Source organism: Arthrobacter sp. C152, assembly GCF_054890965.1.
Genome location: NZ_JBTZSU010000002.1, coordinates 185,206 through 210,244, shown reverse-complemented (window position 1 = coordinate 210,244; position 25,039 = coordinate 185,206). Strand labels below are relative to the sequence as shown.

At 68.9% G+C, this 25,039-nt stretch carries 25 protein-coding genes; 13 read left to right on the top strand and 12 right to left on the bottom strand.

All coding sequences use genetic code 11. The annotated features are described in order from the left end of the window. Positions 1-164 precede the first annotated feature (164 nt). Complete coding sequence (locus ACYSM9_RS02435; RefSeq protein ID WP_461855403.1) at positions 165-1,154, top strand: NERD domain-containing protein; 990 nt, start codon at positions 165-167, stop codon at positions 1,152-1,154. Here the strand turns inward: ACYSM9_RS02435 and ACYSM9_RS02430 are convergent. Further along, positions 1,114-2,112, bottom strand: coding sequence for a LysR family transcriptional regulator ArgP (locus ACYSM9_RS02430; RefSeq protein WP_461855402.1), 999 nt, complete (start codon positions 2,110-2,112; stop codon positions 1,114-1,116). The genes ACYSM9_RS02435 and ACYSM9_RS02430 overlap by 41 nt on opposite strands. Before the next feature lie 71 nt (positions 2,113-2,183). Between ACYSM9_RS02430 and ACYSM9_RS02425 the strand changes: the two genes are divergently transcribed. Both ACYSM9_RS02425 and ACYSM9_RS02420 read left to right on the top strand, forming a co-directional pair. Beyond that, positions 2,184-2,780 (top strand): LysE/ArgO family amino acid transporter, encoded by a 597-nt coding sequence (locus tag ACYSM9_RS02425; RefSeq protein ID WP_461855401.1) that lies wholly within the window; start codon positions 2,184-2,186, stop codon positions 2,778-2,780. Between the two features lie 35 nt (positions 2,781-2,815). Then, positions 2,816-3,262 carry a DUF4190 domain-containing protein gene (locus ACYSM9_RS02420; protein WP_461855400.1) on the top strand — a complete coding sequence of 149 codons (447 nt, stop codon included), beginning with the start codon at positions 2,816-2,818 and terminating at the stop codon, positions 3,260-3,262. 59 nt (positions 3,263-3,321) lie between these two features. On the opposite strand, the gene ACYSM9_RS02415 is transcribed toward ACYSM9_RS02420, so the two are convergent. Continuing rightward, on the bottom strand, positions 3,322-4,770 hold the full coding sequence (locus ACYSM9_RS02415) for a purine-cytosine permease family protein (protein ID WP_461855399.1): 1,449 nt from the start codon (positions 4,768-4,770) through the stop codon (positions 3,322-3,324). 129 nt (positions 4,771-4,899) lie between these two features. Then, positions 4,900-5,598: a FadR/GntR family transcriptional regulator gene (locus ACYSM9_RS02410; RefSeq protein ID WP_461855398.1), complete on the bottom strand. Its 699-nt coding sequence runs from the start codon at positions 5,596-5,598 to the stop codon at positions 4,900-4,902. Positions 5,599-5,731: 133 nt separating this feature from the next. On the opposite strand from ACYSM9_RS02410, the gene ACYSM9_RS02405 reads away from it, so the two are divergent. The 3 genes from ACYSM9_RS02405 to ACYSM9_RS02395 all read left to right on the top strand — a co-directional run bounded on the left by ACYSM9_RS02405 (position 5,732) and on the right by ACYSM9_RS02395 (position 9,929). Then, positions 5,732-7,099 carry an SLC13 family permease gene (locus ACYSM9_RS02405; protein WP_461855397.1) on the top strand — a complete coding sequence of 456 codons (1,368 nt, stop codon included), beginning with the start codon at positions 5,732-5,734 and terminating at the stop codon, positions 7,097-7,099. 63 nt (positions 7,100-7,162) lie between these two features. Continuing rightward, positions 7,163-8,404 (top strand): CaiB/BaiF CoA transferase family protein, encoded by a 1,242-nt coding sequence (locus ACYSM9_RS02400; protein ID WP_461855396.1) that lies wholly within the window; start codon positions 7,163-7,165, stop codon positions 8,402-8,404. A gap of 1 nt (position 8,405) precedes the next feature. Further along, entirely contained in the window at positions 8,406-9,929 is a 1,524-nt protein-coding gene (locus ACYSM9_RS02395; RefSeq protein WP_461855395.1) for a carboxyl transferase domain-containing protein, read from the top strand. A 15-nt stretch (positions 9,930-9,944) separates the two neighbouring features. On the opposite strand, the gene ACYSM9_RS02390 is transcribed toward ACYSM9_RS02395, so the two are convergent. From ACYSM9_RS02390 to ACYSM9_RS02375, 4 genes are all read right to left on the bottom strand, one after another. Next, positions 9,945-10,388 (bottom strand): LapA family protein, encoded by a 444-nt coding sequence (locus tag ACYSM9_RS02390; protein WP_461855394.1) that lies wholly within the window; start codon positions 10,386-10,388, stop codon positions 9,945-9,947. A gap of 128 nt (positions 10,389-10,516) precedes the next feature. Continuing rightward, on the bottom strand, positions 10,517-10,744 hold the full coding sequence (locus ACYSM9_RS02385) for a hypothetical protein (protein WP_461855393.1): 228 nt from the start codon (positions 10,742-10,744) through the stop codon (positions 10,517-10,519). A gap of 27 nt (positions 10,745-10,771) precedes the next feature. Then, positions 10,772-11,026: a hypothetical protein gene (locus ACYSM9_RS02380; protein ID WP_461855392.1), complete on the bottom strand. Its 255-nt coding sequence runs from the start codon at positions 11,024-11,026 to the stop codon at positions 10,772-10,774. A 135-nt stretch (positions 11,027-11,161) separates the two neighbouring features. Continuing rightward, entirely contained in the window at positions 11,162-12,568 is a 1,407-nt protein-coding gene (locus ACYSM9_RS02375) for an amidase (protein WP_461855391.1), read from the bottom strand. Between the two features lie 204 nt (positions 12,569-12,772). On the opposite strand from ACYSM9_RS02375, the gene ACYSM9_RS02370 reads away from it, so the two are divergent. The 3 genes from ACYSM9_RS02370 (at position 12,773) to ACYSM9_RS02360 (ending at position 14,373) form a co-directional block, all read left to right on the top strand. Beyond that, entirely contained in the window at positions 12,773-13,099 is a 327-nt protein-coding gene (locus tag ACYSM9_RS02370) for a rhodanese-like domain-containing protein (protein ID WP_461855390.1), read from the top strand. Between the two features lie 62 nt (positions 13,100-13,161). Continuing rightward, positions 13,162-14,076 (top strand): prephenate dehydratase, encoded by a 915-nt coding sequence (pheA, locus tag ACYSM9_RS02365; RefSeq protein WP_461855457.1) that lies wholly within the window; start codon positions 13,162-13,164, stop codon positions 14,074-14,076. 93 nt (positions 14,077-14,169) lie between these two features. After that, on the top strand, positions 14,170-14,373 hold the full coding sequence (locus ACYSM9_RS02360) for a hypothetical protein (RefSeq protein WP_454483377.1): 204 nt from the start codon (positions 14,170-14,172) through the stop codon (positions 14,371-14,373). Between the two features lie 52 nt (positions 14,374-14,425). Here ACYSM9_RS02360 and ACYSM9_RS02355 read toward each other — a convergent pair whose 3' ends face one another. Beyond that, positions 14,426-15,511, bottom strand: coding sequence for a diacylglycerol/lipid kinase family protein (locus ACYSM9_RS02355; RefSeq protein ID WP_461855389.1), 1,086 nt, complete (start codon positions 15,509-15,511; stop codon positions 14,426-14,428). 89 nt (positions 15,512-15,600) lie between these two features. Here ACYSM9_RS02355 and serS point away from each other — a divergent pair, with 89 nt between their 5' ends. Then, positions 15,601-16,881 carry a serine--tRNA ligase gene (serS, locus tag ACYSM9_RS02350; RefSeq protein WP_461855388.1) on the top strand — a complete coding sequence of 427 codons (1,281 nt, stop codon included), beginning with the start codon at positions 15,601-15,603 and terminating at the stop codon, positions 16,879-16,881. Positions 16,882-16,966: 85 nt separating this feature from the next. On the opposite strand, the gene ACYSM9_RS02345 is transcribed toward serS, so the two are convergent. Then, a complete protein-coding gene (locus tag ACYSM9_RS02345) occupies positions 16,967-17,962 on the bottom strand; it encodes a hypothetical protein (protein ID WP_461855387.1) in 996 nt (331 codons plus the stop codon). 166 nt (positions 17,963-18,128) lie between these two features. Between ACYSM9_RS02345 and ACYSM9_RS02340 the strand changes: the two genes are divergently transcribed. Together ACYSM9_RS02340 and ACYSM9_RS02335 are read left to right on the top strand one after the other, a co-directional pair. Continuing rightward, a complete protein-coding gene (locus ACYSM9_RS02340; RefSeq protein ID WP_461855386.1) occupies positions 18,129-19,007 on the top strand; it encodes an HAD family hydrolase in 879 nt (292 codons plus the stop codon). 68 nt (positions 19,008-19,075) lie between these two features. Then, on the top strand, positions 19,076-19,660 hold the full coding sequence (locus ACYSM9_RS02335; protein WP_461855385.1) for a histidine phosphatase family protein: 585 nt from the start codon (positions 19,076-19,078) through the stop codon (positions 19,658-19,660). 48 nt (positions 19,661-19,708) lie between these two features. Here the strand turns inward: ACYSM9_RS02335 and ACYSM9_RS02330 are convergent, their stop codons facing one another. Further along, positions 19,709-20,308, bottom strand: coding sequence for a hypothetical protein (locus ACYSM9_RS02330; protein WP_461855384.1), 600 nt, complete (start codon positions 20,306-20,308; stop codon positions 19,709-19,711). Positions 20,309-20,491: 183 nt separating this feature from the next. Between ACYSM9_RS02330 and ACYSM9_RS02325 the strand changes: the two genes are divergently transcribed. Then, entirely contained in the window at positions 20,492-22,885 is a 2,394-nt protein-coding gene (locus tag ACYSM9_RS02325) for a phosphoketolase family protein (RefSeq protein ID WP_461855383.1), read from the top strand. A 4-nt stretch (positions 22,886-22,889) separates the two neighbouring features. Here the strand turns inward: ACYSM9_RS02325 and ACYSM9_RS02320 are convergent, their stop codons facing one another. Both ACYSM9_RS02320 and ACYSM9_RS02315 read right to left on the bottom strand, forming a co-directional pair. Next, positions 22,890-23,642 (bottom strand): DUF429 domain-containing protein, encoded by a 753-nt coding sequence (locus ACYSM9_RS02320; RefSeq protein WP_461855382.1) that lies wholly within the window; start codon positions 23,640-23,642, stop codon positions 22,890-22,892. A gap of 7 nt (positions 23,643-23,649) precedes the next feature. Continuing rightward, entirely contained in the window at positions 23,650-24,993 is a 1,344-nt protein-coding gene (locus ACYSM9_RS02315; protein WP_461855381.1) for a carboxylesterase family protein, read from the bottom strand. Positions 24,994-25,039: the final 46 nt, after the last annotated feature.

Here is a 25,039-nt window from a genome sequence, read left to right as displayed (position 1 = left end):
TCGCCAACCAAGTAGTCCACCTGAGTACAGGGCCCGGAAAGTACTTATATACCCGCCGCCTGGCGCACTGCATACTTTCAAGAAAATCCGGGAAGACCACGAAAGCAACGGACGACGGCGGCCTGCCGCCGCCGTCCTGTCCGGCAGGGAAGCGGGGACGTCCGATGGGGGCAGGAGACGGGGCAGCGGAGCAGTCCAGGCTGGCGGCCGAGAGGGTTGCCAGGCTCAAGCGGCAGCTGGACCAGGCCGAGCGGTCCACGAAGGCGTGGGATGCAGGAGCCGTGGACGGGCGCGTGGTGGCCGACAAACTCAGCGAGCTGGTCCCGCGCGGCTGGTACGTCCTGCACGACGTCCATTGGCCGGGCCGCCCCAAAGCCAGCCTGGACCACGTCCTGGTGGGCCCGGGCGGCGTCGTCGTGGTGGCAGCGAAGAACTGGACCGGCGAGGTCCGGGTGGCGTCCGGCGTGTTGTGGCAGGGCCGCTATGCGCGGACCCAGGCGGTTGAAGGTGCGCTGGCCCAGTGCGCGGCCGTGGCCTCGGTGCTGAACCCGCCGCACCGGCGCCTGGTGCGGCCGCTGATCTGCATGGCCGCACAGCCCGATCTCTTCGGCATCACCAGTTCCGACGTTGCCGTGGCCGGTTCCCAGCGCCTTGTGGGAGCCATCGAAGCCTTGCCTTCCGTGCTGGACCAGCAGGCTGTGGTGGGGCTTTACGAGCACTTGGGCCAGCAGCTCACCCATGAACAGGAACCCGGCATTACGGCCCTGCGGAACATGCGCCCGGGAACCGTCGTCCGGCCGGCCGGTGCCCTGCCGCCCCGCGGGCCCCGCACGGACTCCGGCCCCGACGTGCCGGGCCCGGACGTCTCCCGCCCACAGGCTCCGGGGCCGGACGCATCCCGCCCGAAGGCGTCACGGCCGCATGCCCCCAATGCCGCGGAGCGGGACAGAAGCCGCAGCGGCAGCGTGGCCCGGCACCCGGCCGGACGGGCGTTGCCGAAAACGTCAGCGGCAGGAGCCGCAACCCCGGCAGGCTCAGGACGGGCGCGGGGCCTGAAGGCGCACCAGCACGGCGGCACCAGCGGGGGCCGGCTTGCGCTGCTGGCCGCGTTCGTCATTTTTGCCGTGTATATCCTGCCCTACCTCGGCCGGTAGCTGCCGGCCCGGCAGGTCCGCGCCCACGTCCTGCCGCGGCAGGGCCACCGGCGCGGCCTGCGGACTGCCGGAGCTGCTCCCTGGCAGCGCTGCGGACCGCCGAGGAAACCCGGTTGAGCCGTTCCGAATCCAGCGCCCACGCCTGCCAGTACAGGGGGACGTCCTCATGGGCACCCTCTTCAAGCACCACCAGGCCGTCACCTGCGCCGGGGCCATCTGCGGGGTCCGCCAGCTTTCCCGCCAGCTGGAGCTCGGGGAGCATACCCCAGCCCAGCCCCGCCGTGACCGCGGCGAGGAACCCCTCCGAGGAAGGCACCGTGTGCGTGGGGGGAGGCTGGCCCACGCCCTTGGCATCGAGCAACTGCCGCTGCAGGTTGTCCTTGGCGTTGAACTTCAGGACAGGCATGCCCGCCCAGTCGATGGCGCCGGAGCCCGAGTAGCGCCGGAGGAGTTCCGCGGGGGCCACCGGCAGGTACCTCATGAAGCCCAGCAGCTCGATGCGGCATCCGCTGACCGGGACCGGATCGGACGTCACAGCCCCCATCACGGCCCCCTCGCGCAGCAGCTGGCTGCTGTAGCCCTGGTCTTCCACGTGGAGGTCAAGGGCGGCGTCCGCCCAGCCCGCTGCCTCGTGCAGGACGGGGACGAACCAGGTGGCCAGGGAATCGGCGTTGATGGCCAGCGGCAGGTGGGTGCGTGCCGGGGAGGCCGCTCCCAGCGCCGCCGCTGTTTCAGCCTCGAGCACCTGCACCTGCCGGGCCATCCGCAGCAGCAGGGAGCCGGCGTCGGTGGCCGTGCACGGCAGGCGGCGGCGGACCAGCACCTGCCCCACGGAGGCTTCCAGCGCCTTGATCCGCTGGCTCACCGCGGAAGGCGTGATCCTCAGCAGGTCCGCAGCGGCCTCGAACGTGCCTTCATCGACCACAGCGGTGAGGGCCTTCAAATGCTCCAGGTTCATGAAGCAATTCTAATGATGCAGCAGAATCCGTTATTTGCCTCAGGATGCGGTGGCTACCTACCGTCGAAGGCATGGTGACTGCATGGATTACCGGGCTGCTGACCGGACTGGCGCTGATCGTTGCCATCGGCGCCCAGAACGCATTCGTACTCCGCCAGGGAATCCGGCGGGAGCACGTCGGTTCGGTGGTGGCTGTCTGCATGGCCGGCGATGCCCTGCTGATCATTGGCGGCACGGCCGGGATCGGGGCGCTGGTCACGCGCTTTCCGGAAGCCCTCGAAGTGCTGCGCTGGGCCGGGGCGGCCTACCTGGTGTGGTTCGCGGTGCGCTCGTTCCGGGCGGCGCTAAAACCTTCCGTGCTCGCCGAACAGGCACCCCGGTCAAAGCACTCGGTGGTGGCCACCACGGCGGCCCTGACGCTCCTCAACCCACACGTCTACCTGGACACCGTGGTGCTGCTGGGCAGTCTTGCCAACCAGCAGGGACCGGGCCTGCGCTGGATTTTCGCCGGCGGGGCGGTCACCGGCAGTGTCCTCTGGTTTTCCGTCCTTGGGTACGGGGCGCGCGCGCTCGCCGGAGTCCTCCGGAGCCCGCGCACCTGGCGCTGGATCGACGCGGGCATCGGCGTGCTTATGATCGTCCTGGCGGTCCGGCTGCTCCTGCACTGACGTACGCTGGAACCTGAGCCGCAGGGGAGAAAGCCATGAGCAACCAGCCGTCCCAGTATCCCGACCACCAGTACCCCGGACACCAGTACGCCGGACACCAGGGGCCCGGCTACGGGCAGCAGGGTTCGCCGTGGCCCGCCTACCAGCCGCCGGCCGCGTACGGGCAGGGTTCGCCCTCCGGCCAGGGTTCCCCCTACGGCCAGCCGTCCTATGACGGGCGGCCGGCCGGTCCCAAGACCCTGAGCATCGCCAGCATGGTGTGCGGCATCGCCTCCGTCATCATGGGGTGGCTGATGCTTCCGCAGGCCGCCGCGATCGTCACCGGGCACCTGGCCCTCCGCCGCGAGCCCTCCGGAAAAGGCATGTCCATCGCCGGCCTGGTGCTGGGGTACCTGTGCCTGCTGGGCTGGGGTGCCCTGTGGCTGCTGGCCATCATCGGGCTGGCGCTGGCCACGTCCGGCGGTACCAGCGGCACCTTCTAGCCATCCTTTCGCCTCCTGGGCGGCCACCCGGGCACCTGGCCGGGGGCCGCCGTCGTCCGTTATCCCGCCCGTACCTGCGCCGGTGCCGCGGCGCCGGGCTGGGACTGCGGGTAGATGGATTCCGCGGGGGCGCGGTTGGTGGCCTTCGCCCACGGATAGTAGACGGCCAGGGTCACCACGATCCCCACCAGCCAGGAGATGTCCGCGCCCCCCAACAGCTTCGTGACGGGGCCGGTGTACAGCGCCTGCGCCAGGAACGGAACCTGGATGACGACGCCGATCCCGTAGGAGACCAGGGCGGCCACGTTCCAGCGGCCGTAGCGGCCGTCCGGGTTGTAGAGCGCGGGGATGTCCAGCCTGTCCCGTGAAATCTTGTAGTAGTCCACGAGGTTGATCACCGACCAGGGCGTGAACACCATGAGCAGCAGGAGGACGAAGTTCTTGAACAGGTTCAGGAAGTCCTTGCTGGCGAAGAGGGCGATCAGCACGCTGGCTGCAATGACCGCGATGATGAAGGCGATGCGCGCGGCCCTGGACACGGAGTCCCGACGGTTGACCGCCGTGCCGATGGTCACGCCGCACATGAAGGCGCCATAGGCGTTCAGGCAGTTCACCGTCAGCTTGCCCGTGACGATCATCAGGTAGATGAAGATGGCTATCAGCCCGCCGCCGGCGAGGTCGCCCATGTAGCCCACCTGGTTCTTCAGGAAGTCGCCGCCCAGCTTCGCCGCGGACAGGCCGCCCGCCAACGCGCCCAGGGTCATGGCCCACTGCGCCCCGCCCACCGAACCGGCGAAGGTGTACCAGAAGGTCTTCCGTTCCGAGGTGTCGGCCGGGAGGTAGCGGGAGTAATCAGCCACGTACGGGCCGAAGGTCAGCTGCCACCCGGCGCCAAGCGCGACGGCGGTCAGGAACGTGGGCCACTCGAAGCCCTTGACCATCATGATCTGGGAGACGTCGAACCTGGTGGCCACTGCGACCGTCAGGTACAGGAAACCGGCCAGGCCCAGCACGGTGGCGATGCGCCCCAGGGCGTGGATGTACCGGTAGCCCAGGATGGCCAGCAGGGCTGTGGCGGCACCGAAGACCAGGATCCCGACGGCGGGCGCGTCCACCCCGAGCATGAGGTTGATGGCCTGCCCCGACAGCACGGTGCCCGTGGAGGCGAACCCGACGTACATGAGGATGACCAGCGCCAGCGGAACCACCGCCCCGTAAACGCCGAACTGCGCCCGGCTGGAAATCATCTGTGGCAGCCCCAGCCTGGGGCCCTGGGCGGAGTGGAGCGCCATCACGGCCCCGCCCAGGACGTTGCCCACGAGCAGGCCGACGATGGCCCAGAAGGCGTCGGCGCCGAACACCACGGCCAGGGCCCCGTCCACGATGGCGGTGATCTGCGCGTTGGCGCCAAACCACAGGGTGAACTGCCCTCGCGGATGTCCGTGGCGTTCGCCCGGGGGAATCATGTCGATCGATCGTGCCTCTACGGCGGTACTGCCTCCGGCCATGGCCACACTCCTCGGTGATGAAAACGTAGGGTCCATCACATCCGAATAAGCGTCCCGGCAACACCGCCCGGCGGGCCGCAGTGTCCGGGAAACCAGACACCCCGGCGTGTCCCCGTGGGCCGGCTCGTGCTAGCGGAGCAGTTCCACATCCGAGACGAGTTCTATATGCGCCAGCATGGCCTTGGCGGCGGCGTCCGGGTCCTGTGAACGGATGGCGTCGGCGATCCTCTTGTGGGAGGCCAGCGATTGTTCCGGCCTGCCGGGCTGGCCGAGGGACTCCATCCGGGTTTCCAGGATCATTTCGGCGATGAAGGCCATCAGCTGCGCCAGCACGGAGGAATGGGCGGCGGCGGTGATGGCCTGGTGGAAGAGCTCATCGCCGTGGGTGCCGCGGTCGCCGTCGTTGATTTCCCGGGCCATGACGTCCAGGGCGTTCTCTATCGCGGCGAGGTCTTCGTCGGTGCGGCGTTCAGCTGCCAGGGCGGCGAGTTTTCCCTCGAGGGTGCTGCGGGCTTCAACGATTTCCGGCAGCCTGCTCCGGTGCTCGCGCAGCCCCTTGATCACAGAGGCGACGCTGGGACGCCGGGCCAGGACCGCGCCCGTGCCGTGCTGCACATCGATGACGCCCAGCACCTCCAGGGCGACCAGGGCCTGGGCCAGGGTGGCGCGGGAAACGCCCAGCCGCTCGGCGAGGTCGCGCTCGGCCGGCAGCAGGTCTCCGGGCCGGAGCTGCGCCGACTCGATGTAGGCAAGGATCTGCTCCACCAGCTGTTCGTAGAGCCGCGGCCGCGTAACCCGTTCCAAGCCTGCCCGTGCTGCCTTCTCCACAGTTCCTCCTGAGGTTGACCATGACAAGAATACCCCGGCCCACTATTGACAGATAGACTCACTGTCTAAGAGGCTAGTCCAGTGAGCCAGTAACTCACGTCACATTCTTTCTTTCTCCAATGGAGGACCAACGATGTCCGCTCCTGTCTTATCGATCATCATCCTCGCGGCGATGTTCCTGCTCGCCACCGTCCTGCCCCTCAATATGGGCGCGCTCGCCTTCGTGGGTGCGTTCCTGCTCGGCGCCGTGGTGCTGGGCATGTCCACCAACGAAATCCTGGCCAACTTCCCGGGCGGGCTTTTCCTCACGATCGTCGGCGTCACCTACCTCTTCGCGATCGCCCAGAACAACGGCACCATCGACCTGCTGGTCCGCGGCGCGGTCAGGCTGGTGGGCAGCCGCGTGGCCCTCATCCCCTGGGTCATGTTCGCCATCACGGCGGTGATCACCGCCGTGGGCGCACTGTCTCCCGCCGCCGTCGCCATCATTGCCCCGATCGCGCTGAGCTTCGCCGGCAAGTACAAGATCAGCCCGCTGCTCATGGGCATGATGGTGATCCACGGTGCCCAGGCCGGCGGCTTCTCACCGATCGCCGTATACGGCGTCACCGTCAACGGCATCCTCGCCAAGACCGACCTCGCCTTCAGCCCCACCGCGCTGTTCCTCTCGAGCCTCATCTTCAACCTCGTCATCGCGGTGGTGCTCTTCGTGGTCCTGGGCGGCAAAAACCTCCTCTCCTCCAAGGTGGGCCAGTTCGTGGAGCAGGCGGCCGAGGCGCGGATGGCCGTCAGCGTCGGGGCCAAGGCCGGCGGGGACGTCGCCTTCAAGGGCTTCGGCTCCGGCATGTACGGTCCCCGCGACCCGGCAGGCGACGGCGTTGCCGCCACCAAGGAGCGCAAGGAACGGATCCCGCAGCTGGTCACCATCGCCGGCCTGGTGGTGCTCGCCGTCGTCGCCCTTGGATTCAAGATGGACGTCGGCTTCGTCTCCATCACCATCGCCATCGTGCTGGCCCTCGTCTCGCCCGCGGCGCAGAAGGGCGCCATCAACAAGATCAGCTGGTCCACCGTGCTGCTCATCTGCGGCATGCTGACGTTCGTCGGAGTGCTCGAGGAAGCCGGCACCATCAAGTTTGTCTCCAGTGGCGTGGCCGGCATGGGCATGCCCCTCCTGGCCGCCCTGATCATCTGCTTCATCGGCGCCGTGGTGTCCGCCTTCGCCTCCTCCACCGCCATCCTGGCCGCGCTCATCCCGCTGGCCGTGCCGTTCCTCTCCACGGGGGAGATCGGCGCCGTCGGCGTCATCTGCGCCCTCGCCGTGTCGGCCACGATCGTGGACGTTTCACCCTTCTCCACCAACGGCGCCCTGGTGCTGGCGAACGCTCCCGAGGGCGTGGACAAGGACAGGTTCTACAAACAGATCCTGGGCTACAGCGGCATCGTCATCGTGGCCGGACCCGTCCTGGCCTGGCTGGCCCTGGTGGTTCCCGGCTGGCTCTAGGCCGCCCAGGTCCCCGCACCCGGCGTTGAGCGCCGCCCGTCTTTGAGAAAGGAAACCCAGCCCATGAGCACAGCCGAAACTTCCCGAACAGGCCCCCTGGCCGGGCACACCGTCGTCGACCTCAGCCGCGCCCTGGCGGGTCCGCACGCCGGCATGATGCTGGCGGACCTCGGCGCCAGGGTCATCAAGGTGGAGAGCCCCGGAACGGGGGATGACACCCGCGGCTGGGGACCGCCCTTCGTAGGGCCGGAGGACGACCTGCAGTCCACCTACTTCATGTCCTGCAACCGCAACAAGGAGTCCATCAGCCTGGACCTGAAGAGCGGCGACGGGCAGGTGGTGCTGCGCGGGCTGCTGGAACGGGCCGACGTGGTGATCGAGAATTTCCGCCCCGGGGTCATGGACCGGCTGGGCTTCTCCACCGCCGCCATACACGAGCTCAACCCGCGGCTGGTGGTCCTGTCCATCACAGGCTTTGGCCACGACGGGCCCGAGTCCCGGCGCAGCGGCTACGACCAGATCCTCCAGGGCGAAGCCGGCCTGATGTCGCTCACCGGATCCGGGCCGGACGACCCCCAGCGCGTCGGGGTGCCCATCGCGGACCTGCTCTCCGGCATGAACGGTGCGTTCGGCGTCCTGGCCGCCCTGGTGGAGCGGAACCGGACCGGGCAGGGAAAGGTGGTGCGCACCTCGCTGCTGGCCTCGCTGATCGGCGTCCACGCCTTCCAGGGCACCCGGGCCACCGTGGCAGGGGAAGTTCCCCGGGCGCAGGGCAACCACCACCCCTCCATCGCGCCCTACGGCCTGTTCTCCTGCAAGGACGGCAGCGTCCAGATCAGCGTGGGCAGCGAGAAGCTGTGGACCTCGTTCGCCGCGGCGTTCGGCCTGGACCCGGCCGCCCCGGGCTTTGCCAGCAACGCAGAAAGGGTGCGCAACCGCGCAGCGGTGATTGCCGCCGTCGAACGCGCCTTTGCCGCCTACGGCGCTGCCGAACTGCTGGAAAAACTGAACGACGCCGGGATCCCGGCAGGGAAGGTCCGCTCACTGGACGAGGTGTACGCCTGGGAGCAGGTGGCCTCCCAGGGCCTCGTGGTGGACGTTGAGCACCCGTTGCTGGGCACCGTGAGCCTGCCCGGGCCGCCGCTGCGGTTCTTCGCCCCGGGGGACGCGGCGGAAACTACGCTGACCGACCACGACGCGCCGCCGCTGCTGGACGAGGACGGGCCGGCGATCCGGGAGTGGCTGGGCCTGGCCACGGCCGGCGCCCCAACCGGCGCCTCTGCTGCCGCTGCCGGGGCGAACTAGCATGCCGACGACGGAAAAGGTGCGGCACCTGAACGCCGCCGAACTCCTGGAAGCCGTGGTCGACGAAGGCTCCTTCGTCTCCTGGGACACCCCGCCGCAGCAGCCGGAACTGTCCGGGGACTACGCCCGCGACCTCGCCAAGGCGCGGGAACGCAGCGGCACCGACGAGTCCGTGGTCACCGGTGCCGGCCTGATCCGGGGCCGCAGGGTGGCGCTGATCGTCAGTGAATTCTCCTTCCTGGCCGGCTCCATTGGCCACGCCGCGGCGCAAAGGATCGTCGACGCCGTCGAACGCGCCACGGCGGAGGGGCTGCCCCTGCTGGCCGGCCCCGCCTCAGGCGGGACGCGCATGCAGGAAGGCACCCTCGCGTTCCTGTCCATGGTGAAAATCACCGGCGCCGTCCGGGCCCACCGTCAGGCCGGCCTGCCGTACCTGGTCTACCTGCGGCATCCCACCACCGGTGGGGTGATGGCGTCCTGGGGTTCACTCGGGCATATCAACATCGCCGAACCCGGGGCCTTGCTGGGCTTCCTCGGCCCCCGGGTCTACGAGGCGCTGTACGGGGACGCCTTTCCGGACAACGTGCAGGTGGCGGAGAACCTCTTCAACAAGGGACTGATCGACGGCGTGGTGGAACCGGCGGACCTGGCTGACCTGGTGGGCCGGGGGCTGGACATCCTGATGCCTGGCCGGGAGCCGGTTGCGGTTCCTTCCGCGCCGCCCACCCTTGCCGTGCGGCCGGCGGAGGTCGACGCGTGGACGTCGATTGAAGTTTCCCGCAGGCCGCGCCGGCCCGACCTGCGCCAGCTGCTGAAGTTTGGCGCCAGCGATGCGCTGCCCCTCAACGGGACCGGGCAGGGGGAGAAGGATCCCGGGCTGCTGCTTGCCCTGGCACGGTTTGGCAGCCAGTCCTGCATTGTCCTGGGCCACGCCCGGCCGCTCCGGAAGGACGCCGCCGGCATGGGCCCCGGCTCACTGCGCGAAGCGCGCCGCGGCATGAAGCTCGCCGAGGAGCTGCGGCTGCCGCTGCTCACCGTCATCGACACCGCCGGGGCGGCATTGTCCCAGGAGGCGGAGGAGGGCGGGCTGGCAGGCGAAATTGCGCGCTCCCTGCACGAACTGATCGGCCTGGAATCGCCCTCGGTGTCGGTGCTGCTGGGCCAGGGCGCCGGGGGAGGGGCGCTGGCGCTGCTGCCGGCCGACCGGACCATTGCGGCACAGCACAGCTGGCTCTCGCCGCTGCCCCCCGAAGGCGCAAGCGCCATCGTGCACCGGACCACGGCCTTCGCGCCCGCCATGGCCCAGGCCCAGGGCGTCAACGTGGCCTCCCTGTACGCGAACGGGCTGGTGGACCACATCGTTGATGAACGCGGCGACGCGTCCCTGGAGCCCCGCGACTTCTGCACCCGCATGGCCGGGGCCATCGAATACGAGTTGGCGGCGGTGGCCCGGGTTCCCGTGCCTGGGCTGGTGGCGGCCCGGGCACGGAAGTTCGGAAACCTGGGCAGCCGGCTTGGCGGTTAGGCTGCGCGGCTGGGGCTAGCCCCGCTGCCGCACGCGTGCCCGGTGGGCATTGGCGCGCAGCTGCAGGATGCGGGCGCCGCCTGCCGCGGCCACCAGCACGCCGCCCGTCACGGCGGCGATGAAGAGGGCCATTCCCAGCGGCACGGCGCCCTCGAGGCCCAGGAACTTCACCAGCACCAGTTCCTGGTTCTGCAGGATGAAGATGATCAGCAGGATCAGCAGCACCAGGGCGGCGACGACGGCGGCCCAGATGACGCCGGTGCGGGTGACCTTGCGTTCGGCGGCGGGCGCCGGACCTGTGCGGTCCACCGGCGCACCCGCGGAGCCGGTGGAGTAGGAAGGCGCGTTGCCGTAGCTGCCGGCGGATCCCGCTGGCGATGCCGGCGTGGTGTCCGGGGCGGCCGTGGTGCCTGGTTCGCGCCGCCCGTCGGGTCCTGGCGCATACTGTCCTGCGGTCATGCTCGTCCCCTTTCCCAGAATGCTAAGCATGCTTATTGTGCAACCTTAGCCGTGAAGATTGCGGCAGCACAACGTTCCGCCAGACATGGCGGAAGGGCCCCAGCGGAGGCCCTTCCGTAGCTGCAGGCTCAGACCCGCTCCTTGCTCCGCTCGCCGGAGGGGGTGCGGGGCGAAGTGGTCCTGCGCCAGGTCGGGAACGCCCAGAACGTGTAGTCCTGAGCCTTGACCCGCGGCTCGGGTGTTTCGACAGGTGTCTCCACCGGCGTCCCAACCCGGGTTTCCTGCTCGGCTTCAGGCCGGCGGTCGGCTTCCTTCTTGTAACCCCGGCCGAAGTCCTTGCTGTATCCGTAGCACATCACAGACCTCCTTATGGTGACTGCCCTTTAATCGTCCTCCTGATCGGCCTGGGAGTCGAGGTTCCCAGCCACCACTTCCTGTGCCTCCTGCGGCTGGCGGAATTCGCACGGGCCGTGGTGGCGCAGCGGGAGCAGGCAGGTCCGGCCGGTCGGCAGATGGACCAGCGCGCAGCGCCCTGCCATGGCCAGGTCCTCCCTGACATTTGTGTTGCTGAGGTCCGGCCGGCCTTCGGCTTCCGACGGCGCGTCCCCGGGTCCGGGTGCGGGGTGTTCAGGGGTCATCTCGGGCAACTCCTCGTCGGGCTGGTGTCGAGTGGAGGGGCATCTTCCAGTTTGCTCCGGCGGGGTTACGTGCGGGTTAATCCCCGGTTAGGTTCAGGTCAACACGGACGCGCGCAGCAGCGCCGGTTATGCCGGCTAGTACCCCAGCTGGTGCGCCACCCGCAGAAGGAGGGCCTCGGAACCCGCCGGCCCCACCAGCTGGATTCCCATCGGCAGGCCCTGCCCGAGGGCGCCCCCGGTCCAGTACACGGGCAGGGTGATGGCCGGCAGTCCGCAAACGTTGACCATGGAGGACCAGGGCGCGAATTCGCACTGCCTCCGGTAGTCGCCGTCGGCGTCCCCGGGCCACTGCGCCGACGGCCACCGGTCCCCGCCGTGCTCCGTCCCCGTGAACCAGCCCACGGGGCGCGGTGTCTGTGCAAGCGCGGGCATCAGCAGCAGGTCCCACTGCCCGTACTGGGCCACGGTGTCGTGCTGGAACTGGCGGAGGAAGGCAAGCGCTTCGGCGAGCTTGGCCGGGCTGCGCTGCTGTGCGCGCCGCCGGAATGTCCGGGTCAGCGGCGCCAGCAACGCCTCCCGGGAAGGGCTGATCCGGGCTGCGCCCACACCTGCGGTCCAGGCGGTGGTGAAGGCATCCGGGTAGCGGTTGTCATAGCGGATGGCAGCCGCGCTGAGCGTGTGTCCGGCATGCTCCAGCAGCGTTTCGCCGGCGCGGAGCGCGGCCAGGGCCTCGTGCTCCGGCGTGAAGGGGAAGGTATTGGCCCATGGACTGTCAAGCGTGACGCCGATCCGCAGCCGGGGCGGCGGTTCCCCGATGGTGGCAAGAAATTGGCCGCCGGGCACCAGGGCGTCCATCATCAGGGCGGCATCCGCTGCACTTCCCGCCAGCGGTCCCGGAACCACCAGCCGCGCCGGATCACCCGGGCTTTCCCCGGCAACCACCACGCCGCGGCCCGGCTTCAACCCCACCAGGCCGCACGCCGCCGCGGGAATGCGGACCGACCCGCCGCCGTCGCTCCCCGGGGCGAACGGCAGCAGCCCGTCCGCCACAGCGGCGGCGCTGCCGCCCGACGAGCCCCCCGAGCCCCGGCTCAGCGCGTGGGGATTGCGCGACGGCGGTGCGATGCGGTTTTCGCTGTAGGCCGTGAGCCCGAATTCGGGAACCTGCGTCTTGCCCAGGGTGAGCGCCCCGGTTTCCCTGAAGAGGGCCACAAGGGGCGAATCCGCCGGCGCCGGTTTGTGGTCAAGGGCCGCGCTCCCGTGCGTGGTCACCACGCCGGCCACATCGGTAAGGTCCTTGAAGGCCAGCGGCATGCCGTGCAGCAGCGGAAGATCCTCGACGACGGCGGTACTGCGCAGCGCGTCGGCCGCCCGGGCCTGCTCCAGGGCGAGGTCGGCCGTGACGGTAATGAAGGCGCCAAGAAGCGGATTGCGGTGCTCAATCCTGGCGAGGAAGTGTGATGCGGCTTCAACCGCCGAAACGTCCCCGTGCCGCAACTGGTCCCGCAGGGCCACCGCGGAAAGTTCGTGCAGCTCAGTCACTGGTTCCCCGTTCCGGGCGTGCTTCCACCCGGGGATGGGAGTCCGCCGGGGACGGTGCAGCCGGGCGGACGTTCGGATGTGCGGGCAAGGCAACCTCCTCGGCGCATCCAGCCTAACCTGCTGCCCGGGCTCTCTTCCTGCCCCTGACTCCCTTGCGAAGGACTAGGCTTAATGCTGACTCTGATCCGCCAAGACAGGACTCCGATGAGCGATTTCCAGACCGTCCCCGTCCACGACATCCCGGCCGACGCCGTGATCCTGGATGTGCGCGAGGACTACGAATGGGTTGCCGGGCACGCCGAAGGCGCCCTCCATATTCCCATGGACCAGATTCCGGCGCGGCTCGATGAGCTCGACCCGGATGAGGACCTTTACGTCATCTGCCGTACCGGCGGACGTTCCTTCCGCGCGGCCCAGTGGCTTACCGGGCAGGGCTACACCGCCATCAACGTTTCGGGCGGCATGGACCAGTGGCTGGAGGACGGCAAGCCGCTGGTCTCCGACAACGGACTCAAGCCGATGGTGCTTTAGTGGCGGCTGCTCCCACCTACGCCTTCCTGGGACCGGAGGGGACGTTCACCGAGGCTGCCCTCATGCAGGTTCCCGGCGCCGCGGAGGCCACCCGGGTGCCGGCGTCGAACGTCAATGCCGCGTTGGACCAGGTGCGCTCCGGGTCGGCCGATGCGGCGATGGTCCCGATCGAAAATTCGGTGGAGGGCGGCGTCACCGCAACGCTCGACGCCATTGCCACCGGCCAGGAACTCCGGATCCTCCGGGAAGTCCTGGTTCCCATCAGCTTCGTCCTGGTGGCCCGGCACGGCGTCCGGCTGCAGGACGTGCGGCGCGTCTCCACCCACGGCCACGCGTGGGCGCAGTGCCGGCTCTGGATGGACCAAAACATACCCGCTGCGGAATATGTTCCCGGGTCCTCCACCGCGGCCGCCGCCGTCGGCCTGCTGGCGGACGGGTGCCACTACGACGCAGCAATCTGCGCGCCACTGGTGGCCGAGGAGAACGCCGGACTGGCCGTACTGGCCGAGAACATCGGTGACAACCCGGGCGCCGTGACCCGCTTCGTCCTGGTCGGCCGGCCCGGAACGCTGCCGGCCCCGACCGGCGCGGACAAGACCACGCTGGTGGTCCCGCTTCCCGAAGACCGCCCCGGTGCCCTCATGGAGATCCTGGACCAGTTCGCCAGCCGCGGAGTCAACCTCAGCCGCATCGAATCACGGCCCACCGGGCAGTACCTGGGGCACTACTTCTTCAGTATTGACGCCGAGGGCCACGCCAGTGAAGCGCGCGTAGCCGACGCCCTCGCCGGCCTGCACCGCATCAGCCCGGCAACACGCTTCCTCGGCTCCTACCCCCGCGCCGACAGGCAGCCCACCGTGGTGGCGGCGCACACGTCCGACGCCGCCTTTGCCGCGGCGAAGACCTGGGTCGGCGCCATCCTCCGGGCTGAATCCTTCGCAGGTGAAAACGGTTCCGCGGCTTCGCCGACAGCGTAGGCGAATGCCCTCCGGGATACTTCCGTGGGCTGTGGACAATGCGTATGCTTGCTTGATCCACATGGGGGAGGGCCCCAACGAAGGGAGCGGGTCATGACCAGCAGCACTGACAACGACGGCCAGGGGATGATCGTCAACCCCAAGCCGGCCAAGGAGAACCAGGACTGGGACGGGGACGACGCGGACCGCGCTGACCGCCTGCGCTTCGAAGAGGAGCAGGCCATGATCCGCGAACAGTCCGAGGCCCACGCCGCCGCCAAGACTGCTGCCGAAGCCGCGAAGGAAGCCGGCGCCTGACCGGCGCTTGTCCACGCCACGCCTTCACCCCGCGCACGCGCCAGGACGCCAGTCAGGATGCCGCTGCGCCGCCGGGGCTGGCCGCCACCTCTCCGCGTACCCTCACCAGCAGTGACCGCGGCTCCACCTGGACCGTGAGCCGGGTTGCCTCGCCCGACGTGTCGCCGTCGAGCTGGGTGGGCATCGGTTCCGGACACCTGATCAGCACCTTGCCCGACCGGTAGACGGTCATGACGGGCAGCTTGCCGCTGTGCTTGAACATGATCTTGAGGTACATCAGCAGCCAGCCCAGCGCGCTGCGCGGGCTCATCACCACTACGTCGAGCATGCCGTCGTCGATCATGGCCTGGGGGATGAAATCGATGCCGCCAGGCACCAGGCCGCAATTGGCGAAAAGCACGCTGCGGATGTTCCGCACCTGCTCAGGGCTGCCATCCAGGGAGATGGACACTTTCTTGCGCCGGCCCGGCAGGTGGCGCATGCCCGCCTCCGTGTAGGCGAGCCAGCCCACCGCCTTCTTCAGGCCGTCGTTGGTATCGGCGAGGACCTCGGCGTCCATCCCGATCCCGGCAATCACCGTGAACACGTGCTCCGAGTAGGTCCCGGTGCGGGAATTCTCGATCGCCATCCGGGCGGTATCGATGTAGCGCTGGCGGCCGAACAGGGCGGTCTGGATGTTGCCGTGCAGGTCGCCGACATCCAGGTCCACGTTCCTGGCAAGCAGGTTCCCGGTGCCCAGCGGGACCAGGCCCATGGCCACGTTGGTGTGCGCGAGGGCCTCAGCCACCACCCGGACGGTACCGTCCCCGCCGCCCACCAGTACGACGTCGGGCTTTCCCGCCAGGGCCGCCCGCATCTGCCCGAAGCCCGGATCCTCCGCTGTTGTCTCGTAAAAGACCGGTTCATCCCACCCTGCGGTGAGGCAGGCCCGCTGGATGGCAGCTTTCGCCTCGCCGGCCCGCGCCTTGATCGGGTTGAGCAGCACGGCCACCCGCTGCTGGGCCAGCCCTGAATCATAGGCCTCCCCGGCCACGGTGCTTCGCATGTGCAGCGCCTTGAGCCTGCGCACGCCCCACCAGCTGGAGATGGCAAAGGCCAGTGCCACCCCGATCAGCAGGTAGAGAATCCAGTCGCTCATGGTGCTTCCACAGTAGCCCGGCGGAGGGTGCGCCGGCCCCACCGCCCCGGCCGCCCGCCGTCGTGCGCGGGATTGGATACCCTTGTCTGGTGATCGACGTAAAAGACCTCAGCGAAAACCCGGACAAGTTCCGCGCCAGCCAGCGCGCCCGCGGCGCGGACGAATCAGTGGTGGACGCGATCATCTCCGCGGACGCAGCACGCCGTGCAGCCCTGATCCGCTTCGAAAACCTCCGCGCCGAGCAGAACGCCTTCGGCAAGAAGGTGGCGCAGGCCAAGGGTGAGGAGAAGCAGGCGCTGCTGGCCGAGGTCAAGGAGTTGGCCAACTCGGTCAAGGCTGCATCGGCCGAGGCGGATGCCGCGCAGACCAAGCAGGAAGAGCTGCTGCGGACCATCCCCAACCTCATCGAGGACGGCGTCCCCGAGGGCGGCGAGGATGACTACGTGGTGGTCAAGACCGTCGGCACCCCGCGCGACTTCCCGGATTTCGAACCCAGGGACCACCTGGAAATCGGTGAACTGATCGGCGCCATAGACATGGAACGCGGCGCCAAGGTCTCCGGTGCCCGCTTCTACTTCCTTAAGGGCGTCGGCGCCCGGCTGGAGATGGCGCTGCTGCAGATGGCCATGGACCAGGCCATCCAAGCCGGCTTCGTCCCCATGATCACCCCCACGCTGGTGCGCCCCGAAACGATGCAGGGCACGGGCTTCGACGTGAAGCACGACGCCGAGATCTACCGTCTCGCCGAGGACGACCTGTACCTGGTGGGAACCTCGGAGGTGGCACTGGCCGGGTACCACGCCGACGAGATCCTCGACTTCTCCGCAGGCCCCATCCGGTACGCCGGCCAGAGCTCCTGCTACCGCCGCGAGGCCGGCTCGCACGGCAAGGACACACGGGGCATCATCCGCGTTCACCAGTTCAACAAGGTGGAGATGTTTATCTACACCACCGTTGAAGAGGCCGCCGCCGAGCACGAGCGCCTGCTGGCATGGGAAGAGGAGATGCTGGCCAAGTGCGAGCTGCCGTACCGGGTGATCGACACCGCCGCCGGCGACCTCGGGACCTCCGCCGCCCGGAAGTACGACTGTGAGGCGTGGGTCCCCACCCAGGGCGCCTACCGTGAGCTGACCTCCACCTCCAACTGCACCACGTTCCAGGCCCGCCGCCTGAACATCCGGGAACGTGTGGTCAACGCTGAAGGGGTCTCCAAGGGCACCCGCGCCGTCGCCACCCTGAACGGCACGCTGGCCACTACCCGATGGCTCGTGGCGCTCCTGGAGCACCACCAGAACCCGGACGGTTCGGTCAACGTGCCCAAGGCGCTGCAGAAGTATCTGGGCGGCCTCGAGGTCCTGCCGGTCCTCTAGGTTTTCCGCTGGCGGGTGCACCCGCACCTGGACAGTTCAACCTTGCACGGACGGTGCACCCCCGAGCGCAGGGGTGCACCGTCCGTCAGCGGGTGCTGGATGGTCTGCTCCGCGTACTCGGCAGGCCCGCGTGCCGGAGGCGTGCCGCAAACCGGGCAGAGTCAGAGGCCGTCGCCCAGTCCCATCGAACCACGCGGAAACCCGCTGCCCGCAGCCTGTCCTCGCGTTTCTTCTCCGCCAGTACGGCCTGCCGCGCCGTCCGCGTACCCAGGTAGTCGTCACTGAGATACTTGGCGTCGCCGTCGAACTCCCCAATAAGCCGGTACTTAGGCCAGAAGAAGTCAGTCCGGGCGAGCAGCGAACCTCCCTGCCGGAACTTTGCCTGGAGCATAGGGGCCGGGAAGCCGAGGAGATGCATTTGAGCGCGGCTGAGCGATTCACCTGCCGACTCCGACTCGGACGAAGCGAAGTCGAGCACCTGTGCCACCCAATTTCGGCGGGCTGCTGAGGGGAGCCGGGAAGCACTGCCCAGGAGTTCATCCTTGCTAAGCGCAGGTCCCGAAGTGCGGCGGCTGCTGATGGCGTGGTCCGCCAGCACTACACCTGCCGCGAAGCTCTCCCTTGCGATGACTTCCACGACGGTCTCGGGCAGGGGAGTTACCTGAAGCCCGTCGTGCTCCACTGCGGCAGGTCGACCGGGATGCCTATGAACCCCATAAGCGCTGATGTGTTCGATGCCCGTTACTCCCAGGCTGTTGCATGCCGCGGCAGTGGTGGGTTGCTTCCGGCCGGTGTGGCCCCTCGATGCCCCTGACAGATGGACGTATCCAGGAACTGCAAGCAGGTCCAGGTTCCAAACAGCAATCGCTGAGTTCAGGCAGAATGTGGAACCCGGGAGTTCCAGGTTCACGGCGCGGACTGTCTGGAGGTACCTTTCCCAGGGGGCCAGCGATACCCACTCTTCCTTCCCGGCGTAAACACCTTTGCGGACCCGGACGAGTTCACCCTGCGCATAGCGCCTGCGGAGTGAACGGGTGTCTCCCGTGGTGCGGCGGAGGTCCTGCGCGGAGATCAGGTGCATGCCGCTTATGGTCTCCGGCCAACGGGCGGCTGTTGAAGGGGCCGGCCGGGACATGTGGACAACCAGGAATCCCATAACCCGCAGTTCACCGGCCGTTTCTCAACAGTTCCGTAAACCTGTGTCCTGCGTCCTAGCGCCTGTCAGTTACGTCTGCTTCACTGTTTCAATGACAACGCTGACTGAAACCTCAGTCGCCGGCAACGATGACCGGCGAGACAACAACCGGAACAACACCAACGCCTTCGCAAGCGTCGACCAGAAGCTGATGGTCGCCCTGGACGTGGACGGCACCCTCGTGGACCACGACGGCCACATGACCCCGGGCGTCCGGGACGCGGCGCAGGCCGTGGTCGCCGCGGGGCATGAAGTAATGATCGCCACCGGCCGCTCCCTCAATGCCACGCTCCCCATCATCGAGAAGATCGGCATCGAGCACGGATACGCCGTCTGCTGCAACGGCGGCGTGACCCTCCGGCTCCACCCGGGCCTGGAAAATGGCTACGAGGTGATCCACAAGGCCACGTTCGACCCCGCCCCGGCGCTGCGCGCACTGCGTGAACGCCTGCCGTCCGCCAAGTACGCCCTTGAGGACGCCGACGGCAACTTCCTGTCCACAGAGCGCTTCCAGGACGCGAGTTTCGGGGTGGAAGCCATCGGCGTCGACTTCCACACGATGCTGGAAGCCACCGCCGTGCGAGTGGTGGTGTTCAGTACCGAAAACACGCCCGAGGAGTTCAACGAGGCCATCGACCACGTGGGGCTCGCCGGAGTGACGTACTCCGTGGGCTGGACCGCTTGGCTGGATATCGCCGCCGCCGGCGTGACCAAGGCCAGCGCCCTGGAAAACCTCCGGCTCCGGCTAGGCATCGGGCAGCACCTGACGGTGGCCATCGGCGACGGCCGGAACGACATCGAGATGCTCACCTGGGCAGGCCGCGGCGTTGCCATGGGCCAGGCTCCGGCGGAGGTCATCGCCGCCGCCGACGAGGTCACGCATTCGGTGTTCGACGACGGCGCCGCCCACGTGCTGCGCAGCCTGCTGTAAGGCGCCGCAAGACACCGTCCACTGCCGCGATTCCGGTGCCGGTCCGCGGCCAAGGCAGAATAGAAGCCATGACCCTTACGACGTTCGCCCTCGTCCGCCATGGCCAGACCGACTGGAACGCCGAGCGCCGGCTGCAGGGATCAACAGACATCCCCCTGAACGACGTCGGCCGCGGCCAGGCGCGTGACGCCGTCGCCGTGCTCGCGCCGTACCAGTGGGACGCCATCGTCTCCTCGCCGCTGAGCCGCGCCGCGGAAACCGCGGACCTGATCGCCGAAGGGCTGGGCCTGGCAGTGTCGCGCCGCGTCCCGGAACTGACCGAGCGCAGCTTCGGCCCCGCCGAGGGGATGCAGGCCGGCCCCGAACTTGATGCCCTGCGCGTACCCGGCGGTTTCAAGGGCGCCGAGAGCGATGACGACGCCGCGGACCGCGGCCTGGCCGCCTTGGAGGCCCTGGCCGAGGAGTTCCGCGGCCAGCGGCTGCTGGTGGTCACGCACGGGACGCTGATTCGCGTCAGCCTCAGCCGCGCCATCGGCCAGACCCTCGCCAGCGTGGACAACGCCGTGCTCAACCTGGCACACCACCACGCCACCGACGGGTGGAAGCTGGAGTACTTCAACGGCGAACCGGTGCTGGCGGCAACCGGCAGCTAGGGTCCGGGCGGGCCCAAAAGGCACGACGGCGGCACACGGCTGAGGCGGTTACCCCGCGTCGAGGATCAGCGCCAGCAGCCTGGCCGCAGCCGGGCGGGCGGCGTGTTCTTCGTTCCACTGGGCCCGGGCCACGGCCTTGCTGACCGCCTGGGTGGTGATGCCCAGTTCCTGCGCCACGGCTTTCTGCTGGCCGCGGACCCCCGGGGTGAGCAGGTCCAGCACCCGCCATTCCGCGCCGGAGCGTTCACGCACGATGTTGCCCAGCAGCCGGAGCACGGCTTCGGCGTCACGGGCGACGTCGGCCAGCGGCCCCTCCACCGCAACAGGGACCCGCTCCTTGCTGCTGCGGAGCCGGTCGACTGCCCGGCGCGCGTACACCAGGCCGTGGCCGGACGCGTCCTTGATCTGGTTGGGCAGCGGCTCATCCACCGGGCCCGCACCGATGCCCACGTACCAGGAGCCGCTGCGCAGCGCGATGAGTGCCGCGTCCACCGCCTGGTCCGGGCAATCGACGATGCCCTGGACCTCGTCCTCCACCGAGCGGTCAAAGTCAAGGCGCGCGGGGATGTGCCGCAACGCCTTGAGCAGCTGCGGAACCTGGTCGCCGTCGCGCCGGCTGTCCGTCTGGTTGATGGTCAGAGTGAACATTCTGGGTACACACTACCCGGAAGTAGTAAATGTGGAACCGCCAGTATTACGGCTGGTCAGCGGCTTGTTCTCCGGCCTCCCGGTGACGCCTGCGCGACGGCGGGGCTTGCCTGCCTGCCCCATCATCTGTTGCGATGGGGGAACGGCCGCCTGCAGCGGCACGCACCCGAGGTGAGGATGGTTATGGCCGGCAGCACTGGGCAGGACGAGATGCAGCAGGAAGACCTGGACCTCGTCGACCGGTGGTGGCGGGCCGCGAACTACCTGTCCGTGGGACAGATCTACCTGCGGTCCAACCCGCTGCTGCGCGAGCCGCTCAAAGCCGAACACACCAAGTCCCGCCTGCTCGGCCACTGGGGCACCACGCCCGGACTCAACTTCGTCTACGCGCACCTGAACCGCGTCATCCGCCGCGACTCCGCCGAGATGCTCTTTGTTGCCGGCCCCGGCCACGGCGGCCCCGCCGTCGTCGCCAACGCCTGGCTGGAGGGAACGTATTCGGAGATCTATGCCCACGTGGGCAACGACGAGGCAGGTCTGGCCGAACTGTTCCGCCAGTTCTCCTACCCGGGCGGCATCCCGAGCCACGCCGCGCCCGAAAGCCCCGGCTCCATCAGCGAGGGCGGCGAACTCGGGTACTCCCTGGCGCACGCGTACGGGTCGGTGCTGGACAACCCCCGGCTGGTGACCGCCGTCGTCATTGGGGACGGCGAAGCGGAGACCGGCCCGCTGGCGGCGAGTTGGCACTCGCACAACTTCCTGGATCCCGCCGCGGACGGCGCCGTGCTGCCCATCCTTCACCTGAACGGCTACAAGATCGCCAACCCCACGGTCCTGGCCCGGATGCCGCAGGACCAGCTGGAGCAGCTGCTGCGCGGCTACGGCCACGAGCCGCACTTCGTCACGGTGGCCGATCCAGACAACACCGAACAGGCGCACCGGGACTTCGCCGCCGTCCTGGACCGGTGCCTCGCGCAGATCCGGGCCATCCAGGACGCCCACCGTCGTGTAGACGCCCCGGAAACGGGGGAGGGCGGACACCGCTGGCCCATGATCGTGCTGCGCTCACCCAAGGGCTGGACGGGGCCGCGCACCGTGGACGGGCTCCAGGTGGAAGGCACGTGGCGGGCGCACCAGGTGCCGTTGTCGGAAGTCCGCACCAGCGAAGAGCACCTCAGGCAACTCGGGGAGTGGCTGCAGTCCTACCGCCCCGACGAACTGTTCGACGGCGACGGCCGGCTCCGTCCCGACGTCGCCAAAGCCGCGCCGACCGGCGACTTCCGGATGAGTGCCACGCCGCACGCCAACGGCGGCCTGCTCCGCCGGGCCCTGAAACTGCCGGCCTACCGGGACCACGCCGTCGAGGTTCCGAACCCCGGCACCGAACGGGTCAGCCCGATGATCACGCTGGGCTCCTGGATGCGGGACGTCATTGCGCAGAACATGGAGAACTTCCGGCTGTTCGGGCCGGACGAGACGGCGTCGAACCGGCTGCAGGACGTCTACGAGGTCACCGACAAGGTGTGGCAGTACCGGATTGACGACGTCGACGAGCACCTGGCGCGCTCGGGCCGGGTCGTGGAGGTGCTGAGCGAGCACCTGTGCCAGGGCTGGCTGGAGGGCTACCTGCTGACCGGCCGGCACGGGGTGTTCAACTGCTACGAGGCCTTCATCCACATCGTCGATTCCATGTTCAACCAGCACGCCAAGTGGCTCAAGGTGCACCGCACGCTGCCGTGGCGCCAGCCCGTGGCCTCCCTGAACTACCTGCTCTCCTCGCATGTCTGGCAGCAGGACCACAACGGCTTTTCACACCAGGACCCGGGCTTCATCGACCACGCCGTGAACAAGAAGGCGGAGATCATCCGGGTCTACCTGCCGCCGGACGCCAACACCCTGCTGTCCGTCATGGAGCACTGCCTGGCCTCCACCGACTACGTGAACATCGTGGTCAGCGGCAAGCAGCCCTCACCCACCTGGCTGGGCCCCGCCGACGCCGCCAACCACTGCAGCCGCGGGCTCGGAATCTGGGAGTTCGCGGGGTCCGAGGTTCCCGGCGAGGAGCCCGACGTCGTCCTCGCCTGCGCCGGTGACGTTCCCACCGTGGAAACCGTCGCTGCCGCGGAACTGCTCCGCAACGGCGCCCCGGGATTGAAGGTCCGGGTGGTCAACGTGGTGGACCTGATGCGGCTGCAGGACGACAGCGAGCACCCCCACGGCCTCCCGGCCCGCGACTTCGACGGCATTTTCACGCCGGACAAGCCCATCATTTTCGCGTACCACGGCTACCCGTCGCTGATCCACCGGCTGGCCTACCGGCGCACCAACCAGCAGGGCCTGCACGTGCACGGCTACCAGGAGGAAGGGACCACCACCACCCCGTTCGACATGGCGATGATCAACCGGATCGACCGGTTCACGCTGGCGATCGACGCCATCGACCGGGTGCCGGGCCTGTCCGAAGAATATTCGCTCCTGCGCCAGGACCTGCAGGACCGGCGGAACCGGGCGCGCGAGCACACCCGCACCCATGGCGAGGACCCGGAGGAGATCCGGAACTGGAAGCTGGGCGGCTGACTTCCTACAGCGGGAGCTCGTCCAGGGTGCAGCCGGGCAGATGGATCCAGCCTTCGCTCCGGGCGGCACCGGCGTGCGCCTCGTCGGGGAGCAGCGTACGACGGCGGGCCACAGCCCGGGCGGTGAGTGAGGCAACGACGGCGTCGAACAGGTCGTCCGAGCCGGCAAGCCTGTCCCGGTTGCCGGCAAGGTCCAGCCACGGTGCCTGCTCTTCGAGGGCGCCCAGCAGGAGGCCGAGGCGTCCGGCTTCGGACACGCCCCGGCCTTTGTAGCCGCGCCCGTTGAGGCCCCAGATCTTCAGCGAGGCGGCCGGGTACACCTCGGCCAGGCGGCCGGAACCATCCCGGGGCTGGGGGCCGTGGGCCGCCGCGATTTTCGCCTGGATGACGGCGCACCTCATGGCCGGATGCGCCAGCCGGTCCGCCGAGACGCTGAGCGGGATCAGGCCCGTGTGGGCGGTGGTGAACCGGTCCGTGTCGCGGTACGCCAGGAGGCGGCGCCCCTCGATGCCGTCGTACGCGAGGACGGGGGCCGCGTCGAGGTTCAGGTGCCCGGTGAGGAACGGAACCAACGCGTCCGGCCACCCCACGGGACAGTCGACGCCGGCCATGTCACTGGTGCCGAACAGGTCCACGATCGCCTGGTCGTTCACGTCGAGGGCCAGGTGCGCCAGCCGCGCCGAGCCGTGGCTCCATTCGATGACCGCAACCGCGGTCTTCCTGGCGGCCGCCGCCAAGTCAACTCCGAGCGTCCTCACGGGACCCTCACGCGGCCCTGTACCGCAGTACGCCGGGAATTCCGCCCCGTTCGCCGAGGCTGTCTCCCCGCGCGAAAGCCGCCCACAGGCTCCGCACCTGCCGCCCGGCGTCGTCCACGTCCTCCCACCGTGCGCCGGCGATCAGTCCGGCACCCGCCCAGGTTTTCCGGGTGCCGAGCAGCAGGGGCAGGTCCACGGTGTGCGCGGCACCGAAGATGTTTCCCGGGGCATGCCAGTGCAGGAGATAGCGGTGGGCCCGGCCGCCCGCCCGGGCGTGACGGCGGGCGAACCTCCGCGCCGCCCGGCCGTAGACGGCCTCGGTGACCAGCCAGTCGATGGCCCGCACGAGGGAAGCACCCACCACCGGAACCTTCGCCAGTCGCAGGAGCCGCGGGTTGCGGGGAAGGAACAGCCGGGCTTCCTCAGAGGTGTGGCCGATCAGGACGTCGATGCCCGGAGCCGACCGGTTCCAGGCCGCCTCGATGTCCTTTTCTGAGGGCAGCGGATCGTGGCCGTACTGGGTGCCGAACGGCATGGCGGCCGCCAGTCCGAACTTCCTGGCCACCTGTGCCACCTGCTGTTCACGGGCCACCACATCCATGGCGGGGGTCTGCTCGGTCACGGTGTCGGCTGCGATCCCCATGGCGTGGTTCATCCTGGCCCGGCCGCGTGCAATTCCGAGCGGGGCGCTCTGGATGATGGCCCGCTGGAAGAGGAGGGGTGCCTCAGGAGTGGCCATGAGGTGGGCGATCGCGTCGCCGCCGGCGGATTGGCCGAAGGCCGTGACGCGGCCGGGGTCACCACCGAACGCGGCGATGTTCCGCTGCACCCAGCGGAATGCTTCGAGCTGGTCCAGGAGCCCCAGGTTGCCGGGCCTGCCGGCGGGGGTGGCCAGGAAGCCGAACAACCCCAGCCGGTAGGTCACCGAGACCACGATGACGCGGTTCCCGGCTACCAGCCGGGCCGGGTCGAAGATCGCCAGGTCGCCGGAGCCGGTGGTGTAGGAGCCGCCGTGGATCCACACCATGACGGGCAACCCTTCGCCCGGTTTGAGGTCCCCGGGCATAGTGATGGACAGGTTCTGGCAGTCCTCGCTGCCGGGCAGCTCGCCGTACCGGGTGCCCAGGACGTCGTCGAGGAACGGTACCGGCGCCTGCGGGCAGGCCGGGGCAAGGGACGTGGCCGCGTATTCGGAGGTCCAGCCCGGCGCTGGTACCGGTGGCTGGAAGCGCTGGGCCGTGGCGTACGGGATCCCGGTGGCGCGGAGGACGTCGCCGTCCCGCCAGCCCCGGACAGGACCGCACGGCGGATGGAACAGAAGCGTGGAACTTACGGTCGGCTCGGTAGGCACAGCCCCACCCTGCCACAACTTCCTGGAACAACGACGGCGGGTGTCC

Excerpts from the sequence above, each read along its gene's own strand:
- ACYSM9_RS02435 (WP_461855403.1), top strand. The coding sequence starts at position 165 with ATGGGGGCAGGAGACGGGGCAGCGGAGCAGTCCAGGCTGGCGGCCGAG.
- ACYSM9_RS02430 (WP_461855402.1), bottom strand. The coding sequence starts at position 2,112 with ATGAACCTGGAGCATTTGAAGGCCCTCACCGCTGTGGTCGATGAAGGC.
- ACYSM9_RS02425 (WP_461855401.1), top strand. The coding sequence starts at position 2,184 with ATGGTGACTGCATGGATTACCGGGCTGCTGACCGGACTGGCGCTGATC.
- ACYSM9_RS02420 (WP_461855400.1), top strand. The coding sequence starts at position 2,816 with ATGAGCAACCAGCCGTCCCAGTATCCCGACCACCAGTACCCCGGACAC.
- ACYSM9_RS02415 (WP_461855399.1), bottom strand. The coding sequence starts at position 4,770 with ATGGCCGGAGGCAGTACCGCCGTAGAGGCACGATCGATCGACATGATT.
- ACYSM9_RS02405 (WP_461855397.1), top strand. The coding sequence starts at position 5,732 with ATGTCCGCTCCTGTCTTATCGATCATCATCCTCGCGGCGATGTTCCTG.
- ACYSM9_RS02400 (WP_461855396.1), top strand. The coding sequence starts at position 7,163 with ATGAGCACAGCCGAAACTTCCCGAACAGGCCCCCTGGCCGGGCACACC.
- ACYSM9_RS02395 (WP_461855395.1), top strand. The coding sequence starts at position 8,406 with ATGCCGACGACGGAAAAGGTGCGGCACCTGAACGCCGCCGAACTCCTG.
- ACYSM9_RS02390 (WP_461855394.1), bottom strand. The coding sequence starts at position 10,388 with ATGACCGCAGGACAGTATGCGCCAGGACCCGACGGGCGGCGCGAACCA.
- ACYSM9_RS02385 (WP_461855393.1), bottom strand. The coding sequence starts at position 10,744 with ATGTGCTACGGATACAGCAAGGACTTCGGCCGGGGTTACAAGAAGGAA.
- ACYSM9_RS02380 (WP_461855392.1), bottom strand. The coding sequence starts at position 11,026 with ATGACCCCTGAACACCCCGCACCCGGACCCGGGGACGCGCCGTCGGAA.
- ACYSM9_RS02370 (WP_461855390.1), top strand. The coding sequence starts at position 12,773 with ATGAGCGATTTCCAGACCGTCCCCGTCCACGACATCCCGGCCGACGCC.
- pheA (WP_461855457.1), top strand. The coding sequence starts at position 13,162 with ATGCAGGTTCCCGGCGCCGCGGAGGCCACCCGGGTGCCGGCGTCGAAC.
- ACYSM9_RS02360 (WP_454483377.1), top strand. The coding sequence starts at position 14,170 with ATGACCAGCAGCACTGACAACGACGGCCAGGGGATGATCGTCAACCCC.
- ACYSM9_RS02355 (WP_461855389.1), bottom strand. The coding sequence starts at position 15,511 with ATGAGCGACTGGATTCTCTACCTGCTGATCGGGGTGGCACTGGCCTTT.
- ACYSM9_RS02345 (WP_461855387.1), bottom strand. The coding sequence starts at position 17,962 with ATGCACCTGATCTCCGCGCAGGACCTCCGCCGCACCACGGGAGACACC.
- ACYSM9_RS02340 (WP_461855386.1), top strand. The coding sequence starts at position 18,129 with ATGACAACGCTGACTGAAACCTCAGTCGCCGGCAACGATGACCGGCGA.
- ACYSM9_RS02335 (WP_461855385.1), top strand. The coding sequence starts at position 19,076 with ATGACCCTTACGACGTTCGCCCTCGTCCGCCATGGCCAGACCGACTGG.
- ACYSM9_RS02330 (WP_461855384.1), bottom strand. The coding sequence starts at position 20,308 with ATGTTCACTCTGACCATCAACCAGACGGACAGCCGGCGCGACGGCGAC.
- ACYSM9_RS02325 (WP_461855383.1), top strand. The coding sequence starts at position 20,492 with ATGGCCGGCAGCACTGGGCAGGACGAGATGCAGCAGGAAGACCTGGAC.